Here is a 21,049-nt window from a genome sequence, read left to right as displayed (position 1 = left end):
TCACTGCGCGAGGCCCACCACCAGCCAGATGAACCCCACTCCGGCGACCGTGCACAGCAGGGTGGAGCGGGCCGGGTGGTCGTGGTGTGCCTCGGGCAGGATCTCGGCTGCGGCGAGGTAGAGCAGCGCGCCGCCGAAGAAGCCGAGATAGCAGCCGAGGAGTTCCTCCGGAAGGGTGAACACGAGCGTCGTCGCCGCGCCGACGACGGGTGCCGCCGCGTCCGCGTACAGCATCGTCAGGGCCTTGCGGCGGGCGTTCCCGTACAGGCTGGTGATCGTGTAGGTGTTGAAGCCGTCGGCGAAGTCGTGGGTGATGACGGCGAGGGCGACGGCAGCTCCCATGCCGCCGCCCACCTGAAAGGCCGCGCCGAGCGCCACGCCGTCCATCAGGCTGTGGAGGACCATGGCGGCCGCCGCTGTCAGTCCGACCTGCGGCACCCGTTCCTCGCTCGCTCCGTGTGCCGCCTGGCGTACGGCGAGCAGCCGCTCCACCAGATGCGCGAAGAGGAAGCCGCCCACGAACAGCAGCAGGGCCGCCGGTACGCCGAAGACGAGGCCGCCCGCGGCTTCGATGGCCTCCGGCAGCAGGTCGAGGCCGACGACTCCGAGCATCAGTCCGCCGGCGAATCCGAGCACCAGGTGGCGGCGGTCGGTGACGCGCTGGGCGACCCAGCCACCGACCAGGGTCATCAGGAACGCGCCGAGCGCGACGAACACCGCCATGGGCTCTTGCTAGCCGACTGACCCCGGTGCGCGCATCCGCAGGCTGCCGCAGCCCGTTCCTCCTCTCCTCCAAGTTTCCGCTTCGTGATTCCGATCCGCTTTTCCGAAAGGACCCGACCCATGTCCGAAGCAGTCGACGCAGCCGCCGCGCCCACCAGCGGCACCGTGACGTTCGTCGGTGCCGGCCCCGGCGCCGCCGATCTGCTGACCTTCCGGGCGGCGCGGGCCATCGCGGACGCCGACATCGTCATCTGGGCGGCCAGCCTGGTGCAGGCGGAGGTGCTCGACCACGCCCGGGAGGGTGCGGAGATCCTGGACTCGGCGCAGATGTCCCTCGAGGAGGTCGTCGCCGTGTACCGGCGGGCCGCGGACGAAGGGCTGAAGGTCGCCAGGATCCATTCCGGCGATCCGGCGCTGTGGGGCGGCACGCAGGAGCAGGTCGACCGGTGCGGTGAACTGGGCGTCGCGGTCGAGATCGTGCCCGGTGTGTCGTCGTTCTCGGCGGTCGCGGCCCTCGTGCAGCGCGAGCTGACGATCCCCGAAGTGGCGCAGTCGGTGATCCTGACCCGGCTCGGCGGTGGGAAGACGCCGATGCCGCCCGGTGAGGAGGTGCGGGAGTTCGCCCGGCACGGCACGACGATGGCGCTGTTCCTGTCGGCCGCCCGGTCCGGTCAGCTGACGCAGGAGCTGCTGGAGGGCGGCTACCCGACCTCCACGCCGGTGGTGATCGCGTACCAGGCGACATGGCCCGAGGAACTGATCCTGCACTGCACGATCGAGACGCTGGAGGCAATGGTGAAGGAGCACAAGCTCTGGAAGCACACGCTCTTCCTCGTCGGCCCGGCTCTGTCGGCGTCGGGTACCCGTTCGCACCTCTACCACCCGGGTCATTTCCACGGGTACCGCAAGGCGGACAAGGCGGCGCGGGCCGAGTTGCGCGCCCGGCGGTCCGGATCGTGATCCGGCTCGCCGCGGCCGATCCGGTCTCTCAGCTGTGGGGCGTCCGCTCCGTGGCCGGTGCGAATGAAGGAGCAACCCAGTGATCGGCCTGATCTCCGCGACGGCTGCGGGCGCCGTCGCCCGTGACCGGCTGGCCGCGTCCTGGCGCGGCCGTGCCGTGGTCTACGACGGTCCGGTGCGCGAGGCCGTGCGGCGGGCGTTCGCCGAGTGCGAGCAGCTGGTGTGCTTCCTGGCGACGGGGGCCGTGGTCCGGCTGGTCGCGCCGCTGCTCGTGGACAAGGCGGCGGACCCGGGTGTCGTCTGTGTCGACGAGGCGGGGCGTCACGCGGTGGCGCTGCTCGGCGGGCACGGTGGCGGGGCGAACGCCCTGGCGGTGGCGGTCGGTGAGGTGCTGGGCGCGGCGCCCGTCGTGACGACGGCGACGGACGCGGTGGGCGTTCCCGGTCTCGACATGCTGGGGCTCCCCGTGGAAGGGGATGTCGCGGCGGTGTCCCGGGCGGTGCTGGACGGTGCGCCGGTGACGTTGCGGGCGGACGCGGTGTGGCCGTTGCCCGCGCTGCCGCCGAACGTGGGCAGCCCCGAGGGGGCGGGCCCTGCGGTGCTGCACATCACCGACCGGATCGTCGGACTCGGCTCTCGGGCCGCCGTGTTGCGGCCCGCCTCTCTCGCCGTCGGGGTCGGCGCGTCCAGAGACGCACCCGAGGACGAGGTGCTCGGGCTGATCCGGGACACGCTGGAGGAAGCCGGGCTCTCGCCGCTGAGCGTCGCGGAGCTGGTGACCGTCGACGCGAAGGCCGGGGAGCCGGGGATCGTGGCCGCCGCCGCGCGGCTCAATGTGCCGCTGCGGACGTACCCGGCCGAGGAGCTGGCCCGTATCGAGGTGCCGCATCCTTCCGACGCGCCGCTCGCCGCCGTCGGCACGCCCTCGGTGGCGGAGGCCTCGGCGCTCGCCGGAGGCGGTGAACTCCTCGTACCGAAGCGGAAGTCGCGGCCCGAGGGGCGGGCGGCGATGGCCACCTGCGCGGTGGTGCGCCGGGCACCGCGCGGACGGCTCGCCGTCGTGGGGCTGGGGCCCGGAGCACGTGACCTGCTGACGCCGCGCGCCCGTGACGAGCTGCGGCGGGCGTCGGTGCTGGTCGGGCTCGACCAGTACGTCGACCAGATCAGGGATCTGCTGCGGCCGGGCACGACGATTCTGGAGTCGGGGCTCGGTGCCGAGGAGGAACGGGCCCGTACCGCGGTCTCCGAGGCGCGCAAGGGGCATGCGGTGGCCCTGATCGGCAGTGGCGACGCGGGCGTGTACGCGATGGCGTCACCCGCGCTGGCCGAGGCGGGTACCGACATCGATGTGGTGGGTGTGCCCGGTGTGACGGCCGCACTGGCGGCGGCAGCGATCCTCGGCGCCCCGCTGGGACACGACCATGTGTCGATCAGCCTCTCCGATCTGCACACGCCGTGGGAGGTCATCGAGCGTCGGGTACGGGCCGCGGCCGAGGCCGACATCATCGTGACGTTCTACAACCCGCGCAGCCGGGGCCGCGACTGGCAGCTCCCCAAGGCACTGTCGATCCTCTCCGAACACCGGGAGCCGGGCACGCCGGTCGGGGTCGTACGCAGTGCCTCGCGCCCCGACGAGAGCAGCCGGGTGACCTCGCTGGCGGCCCTGGACCCGGCGACGGTCGACATGATGACCGTCGTCACCGTCGGCAACACGGCCACCCGTGAGATCGCGGGCCGCATGGTCACCCCGCGCGGCTACCGCTGGCAGTCGGCCACGACCGCCCCGGCCTGGGAGACGGCCCCGTGAACCGGCCCGCCGCCTCTCTCCCGCCGCCCATGAACACCGAGGAGACCCCGTGATCACCCCGTCCGCCCAGCCCGCACTGCTCATCGCCGGCCACGGCACCCGGGACGAGGGCGGGGCCGCCGCCTTCCGTGACTTCGTGGCCGAGCTCGGCGCCCGCAACCCGCAACTGGCCGTCGCGGGCGGCTTCATCGAGCTGTCGCCGCCCCCGCTCGGCGACGCGGTGACCGAGCTCGTCGAGCAGGGCGTCAGGCGCTTCGCCGCCGTCCCGCTGATGCTGGTGTCGGCCGGGCACGCCAAGGGCGACATCCCGGCGGCCCTGAGCCGTGAGAAGGAGCGCCACCCGGGCATCTCCTACACCTACGGGCGCCCGCTCGGCCCGCATCCGGCGCTGCTCAACGTGCTGGAGCGGCGGGTCGACGAGGTGCTGGGCGACACCGACCGGTCGGAGGTGACGATCCTGCTGGTGGGGCGCGGTTCCACCGACCCGGATGCCAACGCCGAGGTGTACAAGGCGGCGCGGCTGTTCTGGGAGGGCCGGGGCTACGCGGGTGTGGAGACGGCGTTCGTGTCGCTGGCCGCTCCTGATGTGCCGTCCGGTCTCGACCGTTGCGTGAAGCTGGGTGCGGGGCGCATAGTCGTTCTGCCGTACTTCCTCTTCACGGGCATCCTGCCGGACCGGGTGCGTCATCGGACCACGGAGTGGGCCGCCGCCCACCCGGAGCTGGACGTCCGGCCGGCCGAGGTGATCGGTGCCGCGGAGGAACTGCTCGATCTGGTCATGGAGCGCTACCGGGAGGCCGTGAAGGGCGATCTGCGGATGAACTGCGACTCTTGCGTGTACCGGATCGCACTGCCGGGCTTCGAGGACAAGGTGGGACTGCCGCAGCAGCCGCACTTCCACCCTGACGACGACGGCCATCACCACCACCCCCACCATGGCGGTCATGCACACTCCCACTGAGAGTCCCGACGCGACAGGCGCGGGCGCGCACGATCTGCGTCACCACGGTGACGCGGAGGTACGGGGACGGGGCCGGGATCTGACCGATCTCGCCGTCAACGTACGGGCCGGTACCCCGCCGGCCTGGCTGAAGGAGCGGATAGCCGCGTCCCTGGGCGAGCTCGCCGCGTACCCGGACGGGCGCACGGCGCGTGCGGCGGTCGCCGCACGGCACGGACTGCCGCCGGAGCGGCTCCTGTTGACGGCCGGTGCGGCGGAGGCGTTCGTGCTGATCGCGCGGGCGCTGCCGGCCCGGCGCCCGGTCGTGGTCCATCCGCAGTTCACCGAGCCGGAGGCGGCGCTGCGCGCGGCCGGGCACGAGGTGGGACGGGTGCTACTGCGGGCCGAGGAGGGCTTCCGGCTGGATCCGGCGGCCGTACCGGCCGACGCGGATCTGGTGGTGGTCGGCAATCCGACCAACCCGACGTCCGTGCTCCATCCCGCGGCCGTGCTGGAGCAACTGGCGCGTCCCGGGCGGACGCTGGTCGTCGACGAGGCGTTCATGGACGCGGTGCCGGGCGAGCGCGAGGCGCTGTGCGGCCGTACGGACATCCCGGGGCTCGTGGTGCTGCGCAGCCTCACCAAGACCTGGGGGCTCGCCGGGCTGCGGATCGGTTACGTCGCGGCCGCGCCGGAGACCGTCCGCCTGCTGGAGGAGGCGCAGCCGCTGTGGCCGGTGTCGTCGCCGGCGCTGGCGGCGGCCGAGGCATGTGTGGAGCCGCGGGCACTGGCCGAAGCAACGGCGGCTGCCGACCGGATCGCGGTGGACCGCTGTCATCTGGTAGCGGGTCTGCGGGAGTTCACCGAGATACGGGTGGTGGAGCCGGCGCAGGGGCCGTTCGTGCTGGTCCGGCTGGAGCGGGCCACGGAGATACGCGAGCGACTGCGGATGCTGGGCTTCGCGGCCCGGCGCGGCGATACGTTTCCCGGGCTCGGCGCCGAGTGGCTGCGGCTGGCCGTGCGGGACCGCACGACGACCAACCGCTTCCTGCAGGCGTTCGACCAGGCACTCCAGGCACTGTCCGCGGTCAGCCGCTGACCGGGACGGCGACGGTCCTGCCGGGCCCCTGACACGTGTCGCGGGCCGGGCCCCTGACACGTGTCGAGCCGGTGGCTGCGCTCTGGATACGGAGCGGTGCTCACGTCTGGAGCGGTGCTCCCTCCAGGGATCGGTGCTCTACATTCGGAGCGGTGCGCTGTGTGCGGCGCGGTGCGCTGTGTGCGGCGCGGTGCGCTGTGTGCGGCGCGGTGCGCTGTGTGCGGCGCGGTGCTCAGGTCCGGAGCAGCGCTCAGGTCCGGAGCAGCGCTCGGCGTGCGGAGCGCTGCTCAAGTCCGGAGCGGCGCTCGGCGTGCGGAGCGCTGCTCCGCACACAGAGCACCGCTCCCCATCCCACCGCTCCCCGCCACCGTGCTCGCCCCTACGGCCCCCCGGCCGCCCCCTCGGGCACAGATGCGTTCCGCCGGGTGTCAGTCCTGCGCGCGCCGCCGGGCCACGACCATCGCACCGGCTCCGACCGCCAGCAGGAGGGCGGCGCCACCGGCGACGTACGGCGTGGTGGAGCTGCTGCCCGTCTCCGCGAGGTCGGCGTCAACGGCGACCTCGGGCGCGTGACCGGTGCCGGTCTGGGGCTTCACGCCATTGCCATCACCGCCGGTGTCGCCGGCCGTGGAACCTGCCGTGGAGCCCGCAGTGCCGGATCCGCCGTCGGTGGAACCACCGCTGTCCGACCCACCGTCGGTCGAACCGCCATCGGTCGAACCGCCGTTGTCACTCCCGCCGTCACTCGCACCGCCGTTGTCACTGCCGCCGTCACTCGAACCGCCGTTGTCACTCCCGCCGTCACTCGCACCGCCGTTGTGACTGCCGCCGTTCTCCCCGCCGCCCGTGCCGGCCGCCGCCTTCGGCGTCTCGCAGGTGGCCTCTACGAGGGTGACCTCGCCCTTCACGTCGGCGACATTCAGGTTGAGCGGGTTGACCGAGACCTTCAACTGGAGCGCCACCGCCGCCGCGGTGCGCGAGGTGGTGCTCGTCTTCGACAGGTCGAGCGTCACCTCCCCGACACCCGGCACCTTGACCTGCGTGGTACCTGCGGCGGTAAGGGTGATCAGCTTGCCGAGGACCTTCACATGCCCCAGCACGTTCGACTCGGCGACCGGCTTGTGGCCCACCTCGCAGACCGCCTTGGAGGTGACCTGCTCGACCTCGATCAGCGAGAGCGCCGGCAGACCCGGCAGGTGCAGCCGCGCCTTCACCACGTTGCTGTAGCCCACGGCGCGGTGCTTGCCTACGGTCGCCTTCGCCGTGGCCACATCAGCCCGCAGCACGCTGACCGGCCGCCTGCCCTCCACTCCGTCGAGCTTCACGGTGAGCGCGGTCTTCTCGGCGCTCCGCGGGGCGTGCACCTCGTTGAGCGTCGCCTTGAGCGGCACATCGATCGCCTTGTTCAGGAGTGAGACGTCGAGTGCGGTACGGAGCACGACCGCGCTCGCCTTCCCGTCACCGGTGGTCGTGGTGGTGGTCGCGGTGGTGGCCTGCGCCGGGACGGCGACCAGCAGGGCGACGGGAGCGGCGGCGACCGCCAGGGCGGCGAGGCGGAAGGTGTTGCTGTTCAAGATGGTGGAACCCCCACAAGAGACATGGAGCCACCGGCGCCGTCCAATGGGGGACATCGCGGGCACCGGTGGCCTCGACTCCGTGAATCTTTACGCACAGAGGGTGAACTGGCAGATACCTGAGGTGAGTTCACCCCAAAGGGGGGTTTCCGTGTCTACATTCGAATATTCCGGCACGTACGTTCCTCGCGTTCACCCGTTTCACCGAGCGCGGGCGGCTCGGAGGACCTCCGCACGGGAGACGGGGAAGTGATTCAACGAGCGGATCCGCGCCCGGTCACTGCCGGTCAACACGATGCATCCCGCCCCCGTCCGGGTCCGGGTCCGGACCGCACCCGGGACACCGCGATCAGCCGATCACGCGCCCGTTCAGCACGACCCGGCGCGGGGCCGCCAGCACGCGCACGTCCGCCCGCGGGTCCCGGTCGTACACCACCAGGTCGGCCGGGGCGCCCTCCTCCAGGCCGGGCCTGCCGAGCCACGCCCTGGCTCCCCACGTCGTCGCGGACAGCGCCTCCAGGACCGGGATGCCGGCCTTGACGAGCTCGGCGACCTCGTCGGCCACCAGCCCGTGGGCGAGCACCCCTCCGGCGTCCGTTCCGACGAACACCGGCACCCCGGCGTCGTAGGCGGCGCGCACGGTGTCGTACCGGCGCTCGTGCAGTCGGCGCATATGGGCGGACCAGCGGGGGTACTTGGCATCACCGCCCTGCGCGAGCGAGGGGAAGGTGGCGATGTTGACCAGGGTGGGGACGATCGCGACCCCGCGCTCGGCGAAGAGCGGAATGGTCTCCTCGGTCAGCCCGGTCGCATGCTCGATGCAGTCGATACCGGCCTCGACGAGATCGCGCAGCGAGTCCTCGGCGAAACAGTGCGCGGTGACCCGGGCACCCAGCCGGTGGGCCTCGGCGATCGCCGCCCCGACCTCCGCGCGCGGCCAGCAGGCGGTCAGGTCGCCCACCTCGCGGTCGATCCAGTCGCCGACCAGCTTCACCCAGCCGTCGCCGCGGCGTGCCTCCTGCGCCACGTACGCCACGAGCTCGTCGGGCTCGATCTCATGAGCGTAGTTACGGGTGTAGCGCCGGGTCCTGGCGATGTGCCGGCCCGCCCTGATGATCTTCGGCAGGTCCTCGCGGTCGTCGATCCACCGGGTGTCGGCGGGTGAGCCCGCGTCCCGCAGGAGCAGCGCGCCCGCCTCCCGGTCGTCGAGGGCCTGCTTCTCGGTCGTCGCCGTGTCGACTGCGCCGTGATGGTCGAGCCCGACATGACAGTGGGCGTCGACCAGCCCCGGCAGGGCCCAGCCGGTGATGACGACCGCGTCGTCCGCGCCGGCGGGCCGCTCGTACGAGATGCGTCCGTCGACCGCCCAGAGCTCGTCCCTGACCTCCTCGGGTCCGACGAGCACCCGCCCCTTCACATGCAGCACCCGCGGCGCCTCGTGATCACTCATGAGCAGCACTGTACGAGGCACCGCACGGGGCACCCGACCCGGCGCCGCGCGCTGTCCGGCCCGATCCGGCAGACGGGTCCGGGGCGCCCGTGGAGCGCTCGGTACCCTCGGTGCAGGCCTGGCTCGCAGGCCGGGCCGCACACCGATCCGATCCCGAAGAGAGCACCACCGTGACGCACCCCTTCCTCGACCTGACCCCGCTCACCGCCGCGCATTTCGCGGCGATCGAGCGGCGGGTGGCCGGTCTCCTCGCCACCGAGCAGGACGTCGTCATCATGCAGGGCGAGGCGCTCCTCCCCCTCGAAGGCTGCATCAGGGGCGGCGCCCGGCCCGGTTCGACGGCGCTGAACGTCGTCACGGGGCCGTACGGGCAGACGTTCGGCAACTGGCTGCGGGACTGCGGCGCCGAGGTCATCGATCTCGCGGTGCCGTTCCACACCGCCGTGACCGCCGCCCAGGTCGCCGAGGCGCTGGCCGCGCACCCGGAGATCGACTTCGTCTCCCTGGTCCACGCGGAGGCCGCGACCGGCAACACCAACCCGGTCGCGGAGATCGGTGAGGTCGTCCGGGCGCACGGGGCGCTGTTCATGCTGGACGCCGTCGCCTCGGTGGGCGCCGAGCCGCTGCTGCCGGACGCGTGGGGTGTGGACCTGTGCGTGATCGGGGCGCAGAAGGCGATGGGCGGCCCGGCCGGGGTGTCGGCGGTGTCGGTGAGCGCACGGGCCTGGGAGCGGATCGCCGCCAACCCGCAGGCCCCGCGCCGTTCCTACCTCTCCCTGCTGGACTGGAAGGAGCGATGGATCGACGGCGGCCGCAAGGCGCTGCTGCACGCCCCGGCCCAGCTGGAGATGCTGGCGCTCGAAGCCTGTGTGGAGCGGATCGAGGCGGAGGGCCTGGACGCGCTGATGGCCCGTCACGCGGCGGCGGCCGCTGCCACCCGGGCCGGTGCGGTGGCGCTGGGCGGTGGCCTGGCGCCGTATGTGCACGACGCCCGGGACGCGGCCCCGGTGGCGACCACGCTGCGCACGCCCGAGGGCGTGGATGCCTCGGACCTGGTCGCTCAGGCACTCGCGGCCGACCCGTCGCTGCCGCTGATCGCGGGGGGCGGGGCGCTGTCGAAGGAGATGATCCGGGTCAATCACTACGGGGTGGATGCGACGCGGGGCGCGGTGCTCTCCTCGCTCGCGGCTCTGGGGGCGGCGCTGGCCGACGGCGGCCGGCAGGTCGATCTGGAAGCTGCCCGCAAGGCCGTTTCGGAAACCTGGCCCAGCGAATAGATTCCGACGTATTCCATAAATGCGGGGAGCTGCCTTATTCAGAGCAGCTCCCCGCATTCTTCTGCCCGGATTCCAGAGGCCTAAACACCCCAGTTTCCAGGGCGGCCGATCTGCACAATTCGGTTGCGTCTCGCGAGAGTTACTACCTTGTGACCGACTCCACACCGGGGTCATTATGCCGGATAAATGCATACCAAATCGGCAGAAAACGTAACCGCTTCGCGCTGGGGCGCACACTCGCGTGATAACACAAGGAGCCGCGCCACCCAACCCCTTGCCTCGATGCAATTTCGATTTTTGCTGGGTAAATTCAATTCGCATGACCGCCGCACCAGCAGAATTTGCACGTGCCCGAAGCGAATTCATCACCATCGACACCCCACGAGTGGAGGACGGAGCCGCGATCTGGCGCATAGCCCGCGACTCCGAGGTCCTGGACCTCAACTCCTCGTACAGCTACCTGCTGTGGTGCCGTGACTTCGCGGCGACCTCCGTGGTCGCCCGCGACGAGACCGGCGCCCCGGTCGCCTTCGTGACGGGGTACATCAGGCCTGACCGCCCGGAGACGCTCGTCGTCTGGCAGGTGGCCGTCGACCACGGCCACCGCGGGACCGGGCTGGCGGCGAAGCTGCTTGACGCCCTGACGGCTCGCGTCGCCGGTGAGCAGGGCCTCGCCTCGGTCGAGACGACCGTCACCCCGGACAACAAGGCGTCGGACCGCCTGTTCACCTCCTACGCGCAGCGCCACGACGTGACGCTGGAGCGTGAGGTGCTCTTCGACGGCGGCCTGTTCCCCGAGGACACCCATCTGCCGGAAGTGCTCTACCGCATCGGCCCGTTCCACGCCTGAGCAGGCGCTTCCGCCGACGGGCCGAGCCCGTCGCAGTCACCTTCACCGCCGCCCGTCACAACCCCCCTCACGCAGGAGACCCGCTGTGACCATCACCCCGCCCGCCCTCAGTGTCTTCGAGACTTTGGAGTCCGAGGTACGGAGCTACTGCCGCGCCTGGCCCGCCGTCTTCGACCGCGCGCAGGGCGCCCGGCTGACCGACGAGGACGGCCACTCGTACCTCGACTTCTTCGCCGGAGCCGGTTCGCTCAACTACGGCCACAACAACCCGGTGCTGAAGCGTGCGCTGATCGACTACATCGAGCGCGACGGCATCACCCACGGCCTCGACATGGCGACCACCGCCAAACGGGCCTTCCTGGAGACCTTCCAGAACGTCATCCTGCGGCCGCGCGACCTGCCGTACAAGGTGATGTTCCCCGGCCCGACCGGCACCAACGCGGTCGAGTCGGCGCTGAAGCTCGCCCGCAAGGTCAAGGGCCGCGAGTCCGTCGTCTCGTTCACCAACGCCTTCCACGGCATGTCGCTCGGCTCGCTGGCCGTCACCGGCAACGCCTTCAAGCGGGCCGGGGCCGGCATTCCGCTGGTGCACGGCACGCCGATGCCGTTCGACAACTACTTCGACGGCCAGGTCCCCGACTTCCTCTGGTTCGAGCGGCTCCTGGAGGACCAGGGCTCCGGCCTCAACAAGCCCGCGGCCGTGATCGTGGAGACCGTCCAGGGCGAGGGCGGCATCAACGTCGCCCGCGCCGAGTGGCTGAGTGCGCTCCAGGACCTGTGCCACCGCCAGGACATGCTGCTGATCGTCGACGACATCCAGATGGGCTGCGGCCGTACCGGCAGCTTCTTCTCCTTCGAGGAGGCCGGCATCACGCCGGACATCGTGACGCTGTCGAAGTCCATCAGCGGCTACGGGATGCCCATGTCGCTCTGCCTGTTCAAGCCCGAGCTGGACATCTGGGAGCCGGGCGAGCACAACGGCACCTTCCGCGGCAACAACCCGGCGTTCGTCACCGCCGCCGCCGCGCTCGACGCCTACTGGGCCGACGGCCAGATGGAGAAGCAGACGCTGGCCCGCGGCGAGCAGGTCGAGTCGGCGCTGCTGGCGATCTGCGGCGAGCACGACACCGCCCAGTTCCGCGGCCGTGGACTGGTGTGGGGCCTGGAGTTCAACGACCCGGCGCGCGCTTCGGCCGTGTGCGCCCGCGCGTTCGAGCTGGGACTGCTGCTGGAGACCTCCGGCCCGCAGAGCGAGGTCGTGAAGCTGCTGCCGCCGCTGACCATCACCCCCGAGGAGCTGGACGAGGGCCTGCGCACACTGGCCCGCTGCGTCCGCGAGACCGCCTGACCCGGGGCCGCCCCGGGCGGGCCCGACGAGAAACACCGTAGAGAGAAAGGCACTGACCCACCGTGATCGTCCGATCGTTCAGTGACATCGAGAACACCGACCGGCATGTGAAGGCCGCCTCAGGCACCTGGGAGAGCAAGCGCATCCTGCTCGCCCAGGAGAAGGTGGGCTTCTCGCTCCACGAGACCACGATGTACGCGGGTACCGAGACGTCGATGTGGTACGCCAACCACATCGAGGCGGTCCTGTGCGTCGAGGGCGAGGCCGAGCTCACCAATGACGAGACCGGCGAGAAGCACTGGATCACTCCCGGCACGATGTACCTGCTCAACGGCCATGAGCACCACACCATGCGTCCCAAGACGGACTTCCGCTGTGTCTGTGTCTTCAACCCGCCCGTCACCGGACGGGAGGAGCACGACGAGAACGGTGTCTACCCGCTGCTGACCGAGGAGGGCTGAACCACCATGACCACTGATGTACGCGCCGACCTGTACCCGTCGCGCGGCGCCGCCGAGATGACCACTCCCCGCCAGGACCCGGTCATCTGGTCCGCGCCGGGCGCACCGGGTCCGGTCGCCGCCAAGGAGCTCCAGGGCTTCGAGCGCGACGGATTCCTCACCGTCGACCAGCTGATCACCCCGGACGAGGTGACCGGCTACCACGCCGAGCTGGAGCGGCTGATCGCCGATCCGGCGGTGCGGGCCGACGAACGCTCGATCATCGAGCCGCAGTCGGATTCCGTGCGGTCGGTCTTCGAGGTCCACCGGCTCAGCGAGGTCTTCGCCCGGCTCGTCAGCGACGAGCGCGTGGTGGGCCGGGCCCGTCAGATCCTCGGCTCGGACGTGTACGTCCACCAGTCACGGATCAACGTCAAGCCCGGTTTCGGTGCCTCGGGCTTCTACTGGCACTCGGACTTCGAGACCTGGCACGCCGAGGACGGTCTGCCGAACATGCGGGCGGTGTCCGTGTCGATCGCGCTGACCGAGAACTACGACACCAACGGCGGGCTGATGATCATGCCCGGCTCGCACAAGTCGTTCCTCGGCTGTGCGGGCGAGACGCCGAAGGACAACTACAAGAAGTCGCTGCAGATGCAGGACGCGGGCACCCCGTCCGACGAGGCGCTGACGAAGATGGCCGACCGGCACGGCATCAAACTCTTCACGGGCAAGGCCGGTTCGGCGACCTGGTTCGACTGCAACGCGATGCACGGGTCGGGCGACAACATCACCCCGTACGCGCGCAGCAACGTCTTCATCGTGTTCAACAGCGTGGAGAACGAGGCGGAGGAGCCGTTCGCGGCGCCGATCCGCCGCCCGGAGTTCATCGGGGCGCGGGACTTCACGCCGGTGAGGTAGGGCGGTCCCGGTAACGGCGGGGGCGGGGGCGGGGACGGAATGCCGTCTCCGCCCCCGCTGTCGTCGCCGCTGTCGTCGTCCCCGCCGCGCCGTCCCCGCCGTCGTCGTGACGGCCTCCCCCGCGACGGTCGGCGCTGCCGTAACCCGCTGGACCGGGCGACGGGCCACAGGCGAAAGTGGGGCCCATGACTTCACACGTACACCACGTCACCGTCGACTGTGCCGACGCCTACAAGCTCGCCACGTTCTGGGCCGAGGTGCTGGGATCCTCCCTCGCCGACGACGATTTCCCCGGTGACCCCGAGGCCATGGTCCGGACCCCGGGTGCCGCCCTGCTGTTCGTCACCGTGCCCGAACCGAAGAGCATCAAGAACCGCACCCATTTCGACGTCCAGCCGGACGACCGCACCCGGGACGAGGAGGTCGAGCGGCTGGTGGCCCTCGGTGCCACCCTGGTCGGCGATCACCGCAGGCCGAACGGGCGGGGCTGGGTGACTCTGGCCGATCCGGAGGGCAACGAGTTCTGTGTGGAGTGCAGTGCGCGTGAGCGGGCTCGGCTGACCGGGACGCGGCTGCCGGTCACCGCGGACGACGTGACGTCGGCGGTGGGCCTGGCGGTGGCCGCGTTCAAGGAGTCACTGGCGGACGACTGGCACATTCCCGCGGGGACGCTCACCTGGGACTGCTGGGAGACCGTGGAGCACCTGAGCGACGACCTCTTCGCGTACGCCGTCCAGCTGGGCGCGCCCGCCTCGTCACGCGACACCGATGTGCCGTTCCACTGGGCCCCGCGGCGCGAGGGCGGTCCCTACAACGCGGTCTTCGCGGATCCGGCGGCGGGTACGCCCGGGCTGCTCCGGACCCTGGAGGCCAATGGGGCGCTGCTGGCGGCGATGGTGCGGACGACCGCTCCGGACGTCCGCTCCCACCATGTGTTCGGGGCCTCGGACGCGGAGGGCTTCGCCGCCATGGGCGTCGTGGAGACCCTGGTGCACGCGCACGACGTGGCGGAGGGCCTCGGCATCGGCTGGACCCCGCCCGCGGACCTGTGCGACCGGGTGCTGGCCCGGCTCTTCCCCGATGCCCCTGCCGACGAGGACCGGTGGACCGTACTGCTCTGGTCCACCGGCCGCGCGGATCTGCCGGGCCGCGAGCGCGTGACATCGTGGAAGTGGCACGGGGCCCCGCTGGACGAGACCCCGCAGCCGTAGCGCCGGACGGGCCTCCGGAGGAGAACCGGGCGGCTGCCGGGAGCGGTTTCGCGTCGTGTCCGGACAGCACGTGGTTCTCCGGCCTTGGCGACAGCGGCGGCGTTCCGGGTGGTCCGGATCCTGTTCAGCAGGCCGGGACCGACGAAGTTCTCCGCGCCCCGCGGACTCCGGGGTCATAGAGTCCTGACGGACCCCGCCAGGACGTCACTTGATGAAAGATCATGCATCATGAGCCGCACAGAGCAGACCGGTACGGGGCGCCGCCGGGCGCCGACGATCCACGACGTGGCCCGTGAGGCCGGAGTCTCGCGCGGCACGGTCTCCCGGGTGCTGAACGGCGGTCACAACGTCAGTCCGGCCGCGCTCGAAGCGGTCAACTCCGCGATCCGCAAGACCGGTTACACGGTGAACCGGCATGCCAGGTCGCTGATCACGGGCCGCTCCGACTCGGTGGCGTTCCTGCTCACGGAGCCCCAGGAGCGGTTCTTCGAGGACCCGAACTTCAACGTGCTGCTGCGCGGCTGCACCAGCGCGCTCGCCGCGCACGACATCCCGCTGCTGCTGATGATCGCGGGCACGGAGGCGGAGCGCCGCCGGAACATGCGGTACATCGCCGGCCATGTGGACGGGGTCCTGCTGGTCTCCAGCCATTCGGGCGACCCGGTCGCCGCGCAGTTGTACGAGGCCGGGGTCCCGCTCGTCGCCTGCGGAAAGCCGCTCGGGCAGGGGTCGAAGGTCAGCTATGTGGCGGCCGATGACCGGGACGGCGCCCGGGACATGGTGCGTTTCCTGTACGAGTCGGGGCGCCGCCGGATCGGTACGGTCAGCGGCCCCCTGGACACCCCGGGCGGCGTGGAGCGGCTGGCCGGCTACCGCGAGATGCTCGCCGCGTGCGGGCTGCCCGCCGACGACGCACTGATCGTGCCGGGCGACTACAGCCGGGCGGGCGGCGAGGCGGCCGCCTCGCTGCTGCTGGAGCGGGTCCCCGACCTGGACGCGGTGTTCGTCGCCTCGGACCTGATGGCGCAGGGCGTGCTCGCGGCACTGGAGAGGGCCGGGCGGAGCGTGCCGCACGATGTCGCGGTGGGCGGCTTCGACGACTCCCCCGCGGCGCTCGCCTCCCGGCCGGCGCTGACGACGATCCGTCAGCCCTGGGACCGGATCAGCGCGGAGATGGTACGGGTACTGCTCGCCCAGATCGGCGGCGAGGACGCGGCCGCGGTGATACTGCCCACCGAACTGGTCCGCCGCGACTCGGCGTAGAGGCGGCACCGTGGCGCCCGTCCGCGCCGCTCTCGCCTCGCACCGGGCCGGTGGGCCGGGTGGGGCCCCGGCTCGGTGAAGTCCCCCCGACCCGGTGGAGCCCCGGCCCGGTGACGGCCCCGGCCTCCCCGTGCCCGCGGCCCGTTCGCGACCTGAGCGTGCGACTCCACGGTCTAGACCTTTAAGTGGCGGGCGGGCTCCGCCTCCATGCCGGGACCGGCCGCCGCGACGGTCTGCGGGAAAAAACCGGCACAGCGGGCCTACCGCACGCCCGAGCCCCGCGGACCCGGGCCCGCCGCCCCGGACGGAAATCCGCCGATCCAGGTTTACCTTTCGAACCCGCCGACATTCGCACCGACCCCCGGCGAATAAACCTCTCGGCACCCACTTCCGTTTAGTGGACTCCCAATCGACAGCAAGCCGGCCCACCGAGCCGTCAAAGCGGAGTCGCCTTTTCCATTAACCCTCGCAAGCAGAAACACCCTCACACTCGTGCAACTTACACGGATCATGTCCGAAAGTAATCACCCGGCCACACCCGTGCCCGACGAAAGTACTGGTCGCAGCCACCCGGCAGGATCGACGGAGCCAGCGGGCCCTCCCAAGTGGCTGGAATCGGACTCGGCGCCCTGGCGAGTTTCAACTCCCATCCAGCCAGGCCCCGTTCAGCCTCAAGCGGTCCGCCGCCGACCGCCGGGAGAGTCGCCGTTCCTCACAATGAGGTGAATGTGACACAAACGGCGCGAAGGGTGCACCGCGCCGCACCGATCCGGACGCCAGGAACACAAGAGGCCGGAAACCGACTGCCTAGACCACTGAAAGCGATCTGACACCCTTTTCTCTCGATTCGCTCGAAATGACCCCCTTCCGGCCTCAGGGAAATAAATCCTTAACGATTGCATCGTTGACATATGCCTCTCGAATACCGACTAAGTGGTGGACGGCGAAAGTTATTCGCCGTCGACCTGTAAAGCGTGTGGTCGACCCGTGCATCACATGGGAGACACGCAATTGTCTGTTACCGGCATATCCAGTCCGACTCTCAGACGTAGGAGATCGATCTGGACCGGGCTGACCGCCCTGGCCAGCGCCTCAGCCATCGCCGTACTGGGACTCACCGCTCCGGCGGCGACCGCGGCGGCATCTGCCAGCTCTGACCTGAACACCAAACCGTCCGTGGAGGCCTCCTGCGCCGAACCCGGGCCGGGCGAGGTCCGTTGCTTCGCGCTCCGGCGCACCGACGTGACCCCCAGGGAAGGCGTCCAGCCCAACGCCGCCACCCCCAGCGGTTGGGGCGCCACCGCGCTCCAGGGCGCCTACAACCTGCCGGCCGACGGCGGGGCGGGCCAGACGATCGCCATCGTCGACGCCTACGACGACCCGACCGCCGAGGAGGACCTCGCGGTCTACCGGGCGCAGTACGGACTGCCCGCCTGCACCACGGACAACGGCTGCTTCAAGAAGGTCGACCAGCGGGGCGGCACCGACTACCCGGCGCCCAACAGCGGCTGGGCCGGTGAGATCTCGCTCGACCTGGACATGGTCTCGGCAGCCGCGCCGTTCGCCAAGATCGTCCTGGTGGAAGCCGACTCCGCCAGCTTCGAGGACATGGGCGCCTCGGTCGACCAAGCGGTCGCGCAGGGCGCCAAGTACGTCTCCAACTCCTACGGCACGGGCTACTCCAGCGATCCGGGCAGTGGTGAGGACCCGTCGGAGACCACCGAATTCGACGCCCACTACAACCACCCGGGTGTGGCCGTGGTCGCCTCCTCGGGCGACAGCGCCTACGGCGTCTCCTACCCTGCGGCGTCCCAGTACGTGACCTCCGTGGGCGGCACTGCCCTGGTGCAGGACTCCTCCACCAGCCGCGGCTACTCCGAATCGGTCTGGTCCAACAGCTACGGCGGCCCTGGCTCGGGCTGCTCGGTCTACGAGGCCAAGCCCGCCTGGCAGGAGAGCGTCGGTACCGACTGCGACAAGCGCGCGGTCTCCGATGTCGCCGCAGTCGCCGACCCGTTGACCGGTGTCTCGGTCTACCAGACCTACGGCGGTGACGGCTGGGCCGTCTACGGCGGCACCAGCGCCTCGTCACCGATCATCGCCGGTGTGTACGCCGCGGCCGGCACGCCGACCGCGGGCTCCTACCCGGCCGCCTACCCCTACGCGGCCGGCAGCGGTCTGAACGACGTCGTCGACGGCGACAACGGCTCCTGCACCCCGGCCAAGCTGTGCACCGCGGGTGAGGGCTGGGACGGTCCGACCGGCCTCGGCACGCCCAACGGCGTACAGGCCTTCCGGAACGGTCCGCACGGCGTGCTGAGCGGCACCGTCACCAGCAGCGCCACCGGTGACCCGGTCACGGGCGCGGAGATCACCGCGGGTGACTCCCAGGCCAAGTCCGGGGCGGACGGCACCTATTCGCTGACTCTGACGCCCGGCACCTACGACCTGACGGTCGCCGCCTACGGCTACACCACGGCCACCTTCTCCGGCGTCGAGGTCACCGACGGGGGCTCGGCGACCAAGAGCCTCGCGCTCGACCCGGTCCAGACCCGCACCGTCTCCGGCAAGGTCACTGACGGTTCCGGCCACGGCTGGCCGCTCTACGCGGCGGTCGCCGTCGACGGAGTGCCCGGCGCACCTGTCGAGACCGACCCGAGCACCGGCGCCTACTCGGTCGACCTCCCGGCCGGCAAGTCGTACACCCTGAAGGTCACCAGCAACTACCCGGGCTACCGGAGCGCCACCAAGGACATCACCGTGGGCGACTCGGCGGTCTCCGCCAACGTGAGCCTGCCGGTGGACGCCTGGGCGGGCACCGCGGCCGGGTACACGGTGGCGGACACGGGCACCACCGAGCCCTTCGACTCGACCACGTCCGCGCCCGAGGGCTGGTCCGTCGTCAACGCCGAAGGCACCACGGGCGGATGGCAGTTCGACGACCCGGGCGGCCGGAAGAACACCACCGGCGGCAAGGGCGCCTTCGCCATCGTGGACAGCGACAAGGCAGGCAGCGGGAAGGTCCAGAACTCCACGCTGACCAGTCCGTCCTACGACTTCTCGGGCACGGATCTGCCCGCGCTGAGCTACCGGACCAGCTACAAGCCGTACTCCGGCCAGAAGGCCGACGTCGAGGTGAGCTCGGACGGTGGCACCACATGGTCCACGATCTCCTCGCACACCACCGCCGTCACCGGGTCCAAGATCACCCTTGCGCTCACCGGCTACGCGGGCAAGTCCGACGTCCGGGTGCGGTTCCACTTCACCGGCAAGTTCAGCTGGTGGTGGCAGCTCGACGACGTGTTCATCGGCTCCCGCAGCCTGACGACCGTCCCCGGCGGTCTGGTGGTCGGGCAGGTCACCGACGCCAACACGGGTGACGGCATCACCGGGGGCACGCTCAACGGCACCGGCGACGGCGCCGTGAGCACGACCTCGGCCGCCACCCCGGACGACGCGGCGCTCGGCGACGGCTTCTACTGGGCCTTCGCACCGGTCGGCAAGCAGACCCTGACCGCCGCGAAGCCCAAGTACACCACCGCCTCCAAGGCCGTGACCCTCGCCGCCGACTCGACCGTGACCAAGGACTTCTCCCTGAAGGCCGGGCGTCTCAAAGTCACCCCCGCCGCGGTCAACGCCCCGGTGGCCTGGGGTGGTTCGGCAACCAAGACCGTCACGATCAAGAACACCGGTGGTGCTGACGCCACTGTCAAACTGGCCGAGAAGGCCGGCGTCTTCACACCGGCCGCCTCGGGCGCCCCGCTGATCAGCACGAAGGGCGACTACTCGCCTCTGTCGGCGAAGAGCCGGGCCGGCAAGTCCGCCGCTGTCGCTCCGGCCGAAGGTGGCGACGCCTGGCAGACCGTGGCTGATCTGCCCGACGCCATCATGGACAACGCGGTCACCGCCGACAACGGCACGATCTACTCGGCGTTCGGCTACGACGGTGCGGACGACACCAGGTCGCTGTACTCGTACGACGCCGCGAACGGCTGGAAGAAGTTGGCCGACGCGGCCGACACCCGGGAGGCTCCGGCCCACGGCTTCATCAACGGCAAGCTGTACGCCGTCGGCGGCTGGGGTGCCAGTGGCGCTCCCGATGCCAAGCTGGAGATCTACGACCCCGCCACCAACACCTGGACGACCGGCGCCTCCTCGCCGGCTCCGCTGGCGGGCTCGGGCTCCGCGGTCCTGAACGGCAAGCTCTACTCCGTCGGCGGCTGCACCACTACCTGCGGCTCCACGTCAGTGACGGTCTACGACCCGTCGGACGACTCGTGGTCCACCGCGGCAAGCTACCCGGCGAGCGTCGCCTGGGAGTCCTGCGGCGCCATCAGCGGGCTGCTGTACTGCTCCGGCGGCACCAACAGTGCCGGCGAGCTGAAATCCGCATACGTCTACGACCCGGCCGCCGACTCCTGGTCGGCCCTGCCTGACATGCCGAAGACCCTGTGGGCCTCGTCCTCCACGGCGGCCAACGGTCTGCTGCTGATCTCGTCCGGTGTCAGCGACGGCGCTCTCACCAATGCGGGTTACGCCTACGACCCGGAAGCCGGGACCTGGTCGTCCCTGCCCAACGCCGACGTAGCGACCTACCGCGGCGGCGGCGCCCCGGGCTTCTACAAGGTCGGCGGTGCCAACGCTCCCAGCACCCCGTCCACCGCCGTCGAGCTGCTCGCCGGCTACGACCAGACCGGCAGCTCGGACGTCAGCTGGCTTTCCCTGGACTTCTCGGACGTCAAACTCGCTCCGGGAGACAGTGTCACGGTCGCGGTGACGGTGAAGGCCTCGGTCGACGAGATCACCCAGCCGGGCGAGTTCACGGCCCAGATCGGCATCTCCGCCAACACCCCGTACCCGGCGGCGTCGGTCCCCGTCACCATGACGGTGGCCCCGCCGAACACCTGGGGCAAGATCACCGGAACGGTGTCCGGCAAGTCGTCCGCCGGCACCACCGCTCCCCTCAAGGGCGCGACCGTCCAGATCGACTCGTGGGCATCCTCCTACACCCTGATCACAGACAAGGACGGCCACTACGCCCTCTGGCTGGACGCCCGCAACAACCCCCTCACCGTGATCGTCGCCAAGGACGGTTACGCCCCGACGGTGGCCACCGTCAAGGTCGTCAAGAAGGGAACCGTGACGACGGACTTCACCGTGAAGAAGGCCTAGAGGAAGCGGAGGGC

At 70.8% G+C, this 21,049-nt stretch carries 14 protein-coding genes and 1 pseudogene; 12 read left to right on the top strand and 3 right to left on the bottom strand.

Annotated features, from left to right (window positions below):
- Complete coding sequence (locus tag ACIOEW_RS37025) at positions 1 to 723, bottom strand: ZIP family metal transporter (protein WP_351003152.1); 723 nt, start codon at positions 721 to 723, stop codon at positions 1 to 3.
- A 120-nt stretch (positions 724 to 843) separates the two neighbouring features.
- On the opposite strand from ACIOEW_RS37025, the gene cobM reads away from it, so the two are divergent.
- From cobM to cobC, 4 genes and pseudogenes are all read left to right on the top strand, one after another.
- Complete coding sequence (gene cobM / locus ACIOEW_RS37020; protein WP_401969621.1) at positions 844 to 1,683, top strand: precorrin-4 C(11)-methyltransferase; 840 nt, start codon at positions 844 to 846, stop codon at positions 1,681 to 1,683.
- A gap of 79 nt (positions 1,684 to 1,762) precedes the next feature.
- A complete protein-coding gene (gene cobJ, locus ACIOEW_RS37015) occupies positions 1,763 to 3,490 on the top strand; it encodes a precorrin-3B C(17)-methyltransferase (RefSeq protein WP_401969618.1) in 1,728 nt (575 codons plus the stop codon).
- Between the two features lie 52 nt (positions 3,491 to 3,542).
- A complete protein-coding gene (locus ACIOEW_RS37010) occupies positions 3,543 to 4,451 on the top strand; it encodes a sirohydrochlorin chelatase (RefSeq protein WP_401969690.1) in 909 nt (302 codons plus the stop codon).
- Positions 4,420 to 5,529: pseudogene (cobC, locus tag ACIOEW_RS37005) on the top strand (Rv2231c family pyridoxal phosphate-dependent protein CobC); the annotation flags it as partial. The gene ACIOEW_RS37010 and the pseudogene cobC, both read left to right, overlap by 32 nt.
- Positions 5,530 to 5,957: 428 nt before the next feature.
- On the opposite strand, the gene ACIOEW_RS37000 reads toward cobC, so the two are convergent.
- Both ACIOEW_RS37000 and ACIOEW_RS36995 read right to left on the bottom strand, forming a co-directional pair.
- Positions 5,958 to 7,103: an SCO1860 family LAETG-anchored protein gene (locus ACIOEW_RS37000; protein ID WP_401969616.1), complete on the bottom strand. Its 1,146-nt coding sequence runs from the start codon at positions 7,101 to 7,103 to the stop codon at positions 5,958 to 5,960.
- A 349-nt stretch (positions 7,104 to 7,452) separates the two neighbouring features.
- Positions 7,453 to 8,553 (bottom strand): amidohydrolase family protein, encoded by a 1,101-nt coding sequence (locus tag ACIOEW_RS36995; RefSeq protein ID WP_401969614.1) that lies wholly within the window; start codon positions 8,551 to 8,553, stop codon positions 7,453 to 7,455.
- Between the two features lie 170 nt (positions 8,554 to 8,723).
- On the opposite strand from ACIOEW_RS36995, the gene ACIOEW_RS36990 reads away from it, so the two are divergent.
- From ACIOEW_RS36990 to ACIOEW_RS36955, 8 genes are all read left to right on the top strand, one after another.
- The gene (locus ACIOEW_RS36990) at positions 8,724 to 9,830 is read left to right on the top strand and encodes a pyridoxal-phosphate-dependent aminotransferase family protein (protein WP_401969611.1); all 1,107 of its coding nucleotides are present in this window, start codon (positions 8,724 to 8,726) and stop codon (positions 9,828 to 9,830) included.
- A 319-nt stretch (positions 9,831 to 10,149) separates the two neighbouring features.
- Positions 10,150 to 10,680, top strand: a complete 531-nt coding sequence (ectA, locus tag ACIOEW_RS36985; protein WP_401969609.1) for a diaminobutyrate acetyltransferase — start codon at positions 10,150 to 10,152, stop codon at positions 10,678 to 10,680.
- Positions 10,681 to 10,765: 85 nt separating this feature from the next.
- Positions 10,766 to 12,028, top strand: a complete 1,263-nt coding sequence (ectB, locus tag ACIOEW_RS36980) for a diaminobutyrate--2-oxoglutarate transaminase (protein WP_401969607.1) — start codon at positions 10,766 to 10,768, stop codon at positions 12,026 to 12,028.
- A gap of 62 nt (positions 12,029 to 12,090) precedes the next feature.
- Positions 12,091 to 12,489 carry an ectoine synthase gene (locus ACIOEW_RS36975; RefSeq protein ID WP_351003160.1) on the top strand — a complete coding sequence of 133 codons (399 nt, stop codon included), beginning with the start codon at positions 12,091 to 12,093 and terminating at the stop codon, positions 12,487 to 12,489.
- Between the two features lie 6 nt (positions 12,490 to 12,495).
- Complete coding sequence (gene thpD / locus ACIOEW_RS36970; protein WP_362546912.1) at positions 12,496 to 13,389, top strand: ectoine hydroxylase; 894 nt, start codon at positions 12,496 to 12,498, stop codon at positions 13,387 to 13,389.
- Between the two features lie 185 nt (positions 13,390 to 13,574).
- Entirely contained in the window at positions 13,575 to 14,600 is a 1,026-nt protein-coding gene (locus tag ACIOEW_RS36965) for a VOC family protein (protein ID WP_401969604.1), read from the top strand.
- Positions 14,601 to 14,828: 228 nt separating this feature from the next.
- Positions 14,829 to 15,863 carry a LacI family DNA-binding transcriptional regulator gene (locus ACIOEW_RS36960; RefSeq protein WP_362546906.1) on the top strand — a complete coding sequence of 345 codons (1,035 nt, stop codon included), beginning with the start codon at positions 14,829 to 14,831 and terminating at the stop codon, positions 15,861 to 15,863.
- 1,176 nt (positions 15,864 to 17,039) lie between these two features.
- Complete coding sequence (locus ACIOEW_RS36955; protein ID WP_401969601.1) at positions 17,040 to 21,035, top strand: carboxypeptidase regulatory-like domain-containing protein; 3,996 nt, start codon at positions 17,040 to 17,042, stop codon at positions 21,033 to 21,035.
- Positions 21,036 to 21,049: the final 14 nt, after the last annotated feature.

It is taken from the genome of Streptomyces sp. NPDC087901 (assembly GCF_044742205.1).
Lineage (GTDB): Bacteria > Actinomycetota > Actinomycetes > Streptomycetales > Streptomycetaceae > Streptomyces.
Note: the sequence above shows the minus strand (reverse complement) of the source record. Positions and strands in the feature narration are given on the sequence as shown.

Excerpts from the sequence above, each read along its gene's own strand:
- ACIOEW_RS37025 (WP_351003152.1), bottom strand. The coding sequence starts at position 723 with ATGGCGGTGTTCGTCGCGCTCGGCGCGTTCCTGATGACCCTGGTCGGT.
- cobM (WP_401969621.1), top strand. The coding sequence starts at position 844 with ATGTCCGAAGCAGTCGACGCAGCCGCCGCGCCCACCAGCGGCACCGTG.
- ACIOEW_RS36995 (WP_401969614.1), bottom strand. The coding sequence starts at position 8,553 with ATGAGTGATCACGAGGCGCCGCGGGTGCTGCATGTGAAGGGGCGGGTG.
- ectA (WP_401969609.1), top strand. The coding sequence starts at position 10,150 with ATGACCGCCGCACCAGCAGAATTTGCACGTGCCCGAAGCGAATTCATC.
- thpD (WP_362546912.1), top strand. The coding sequence starts at position 12,496 with ATGACCACTGATGTACGCGCCGACCTGTACCCGTCGCGCGGCGCCGCC.
- ACIOEW_RS36965 (WP_401969604.1), top strand. The coding sequence starts at position 13,575 with ATGACTTCACACGTACACCACGTCACCGTCGACTGTGCCGACGCCTAC.
- ACIOEW_RS36960 (WP_362546906.1), top strand. The coding sequence starts at position 14,829 with ATGAGCCGCACAGAGCAGACCGGTACGGGGCGCCGCCGGGCGCCGACG.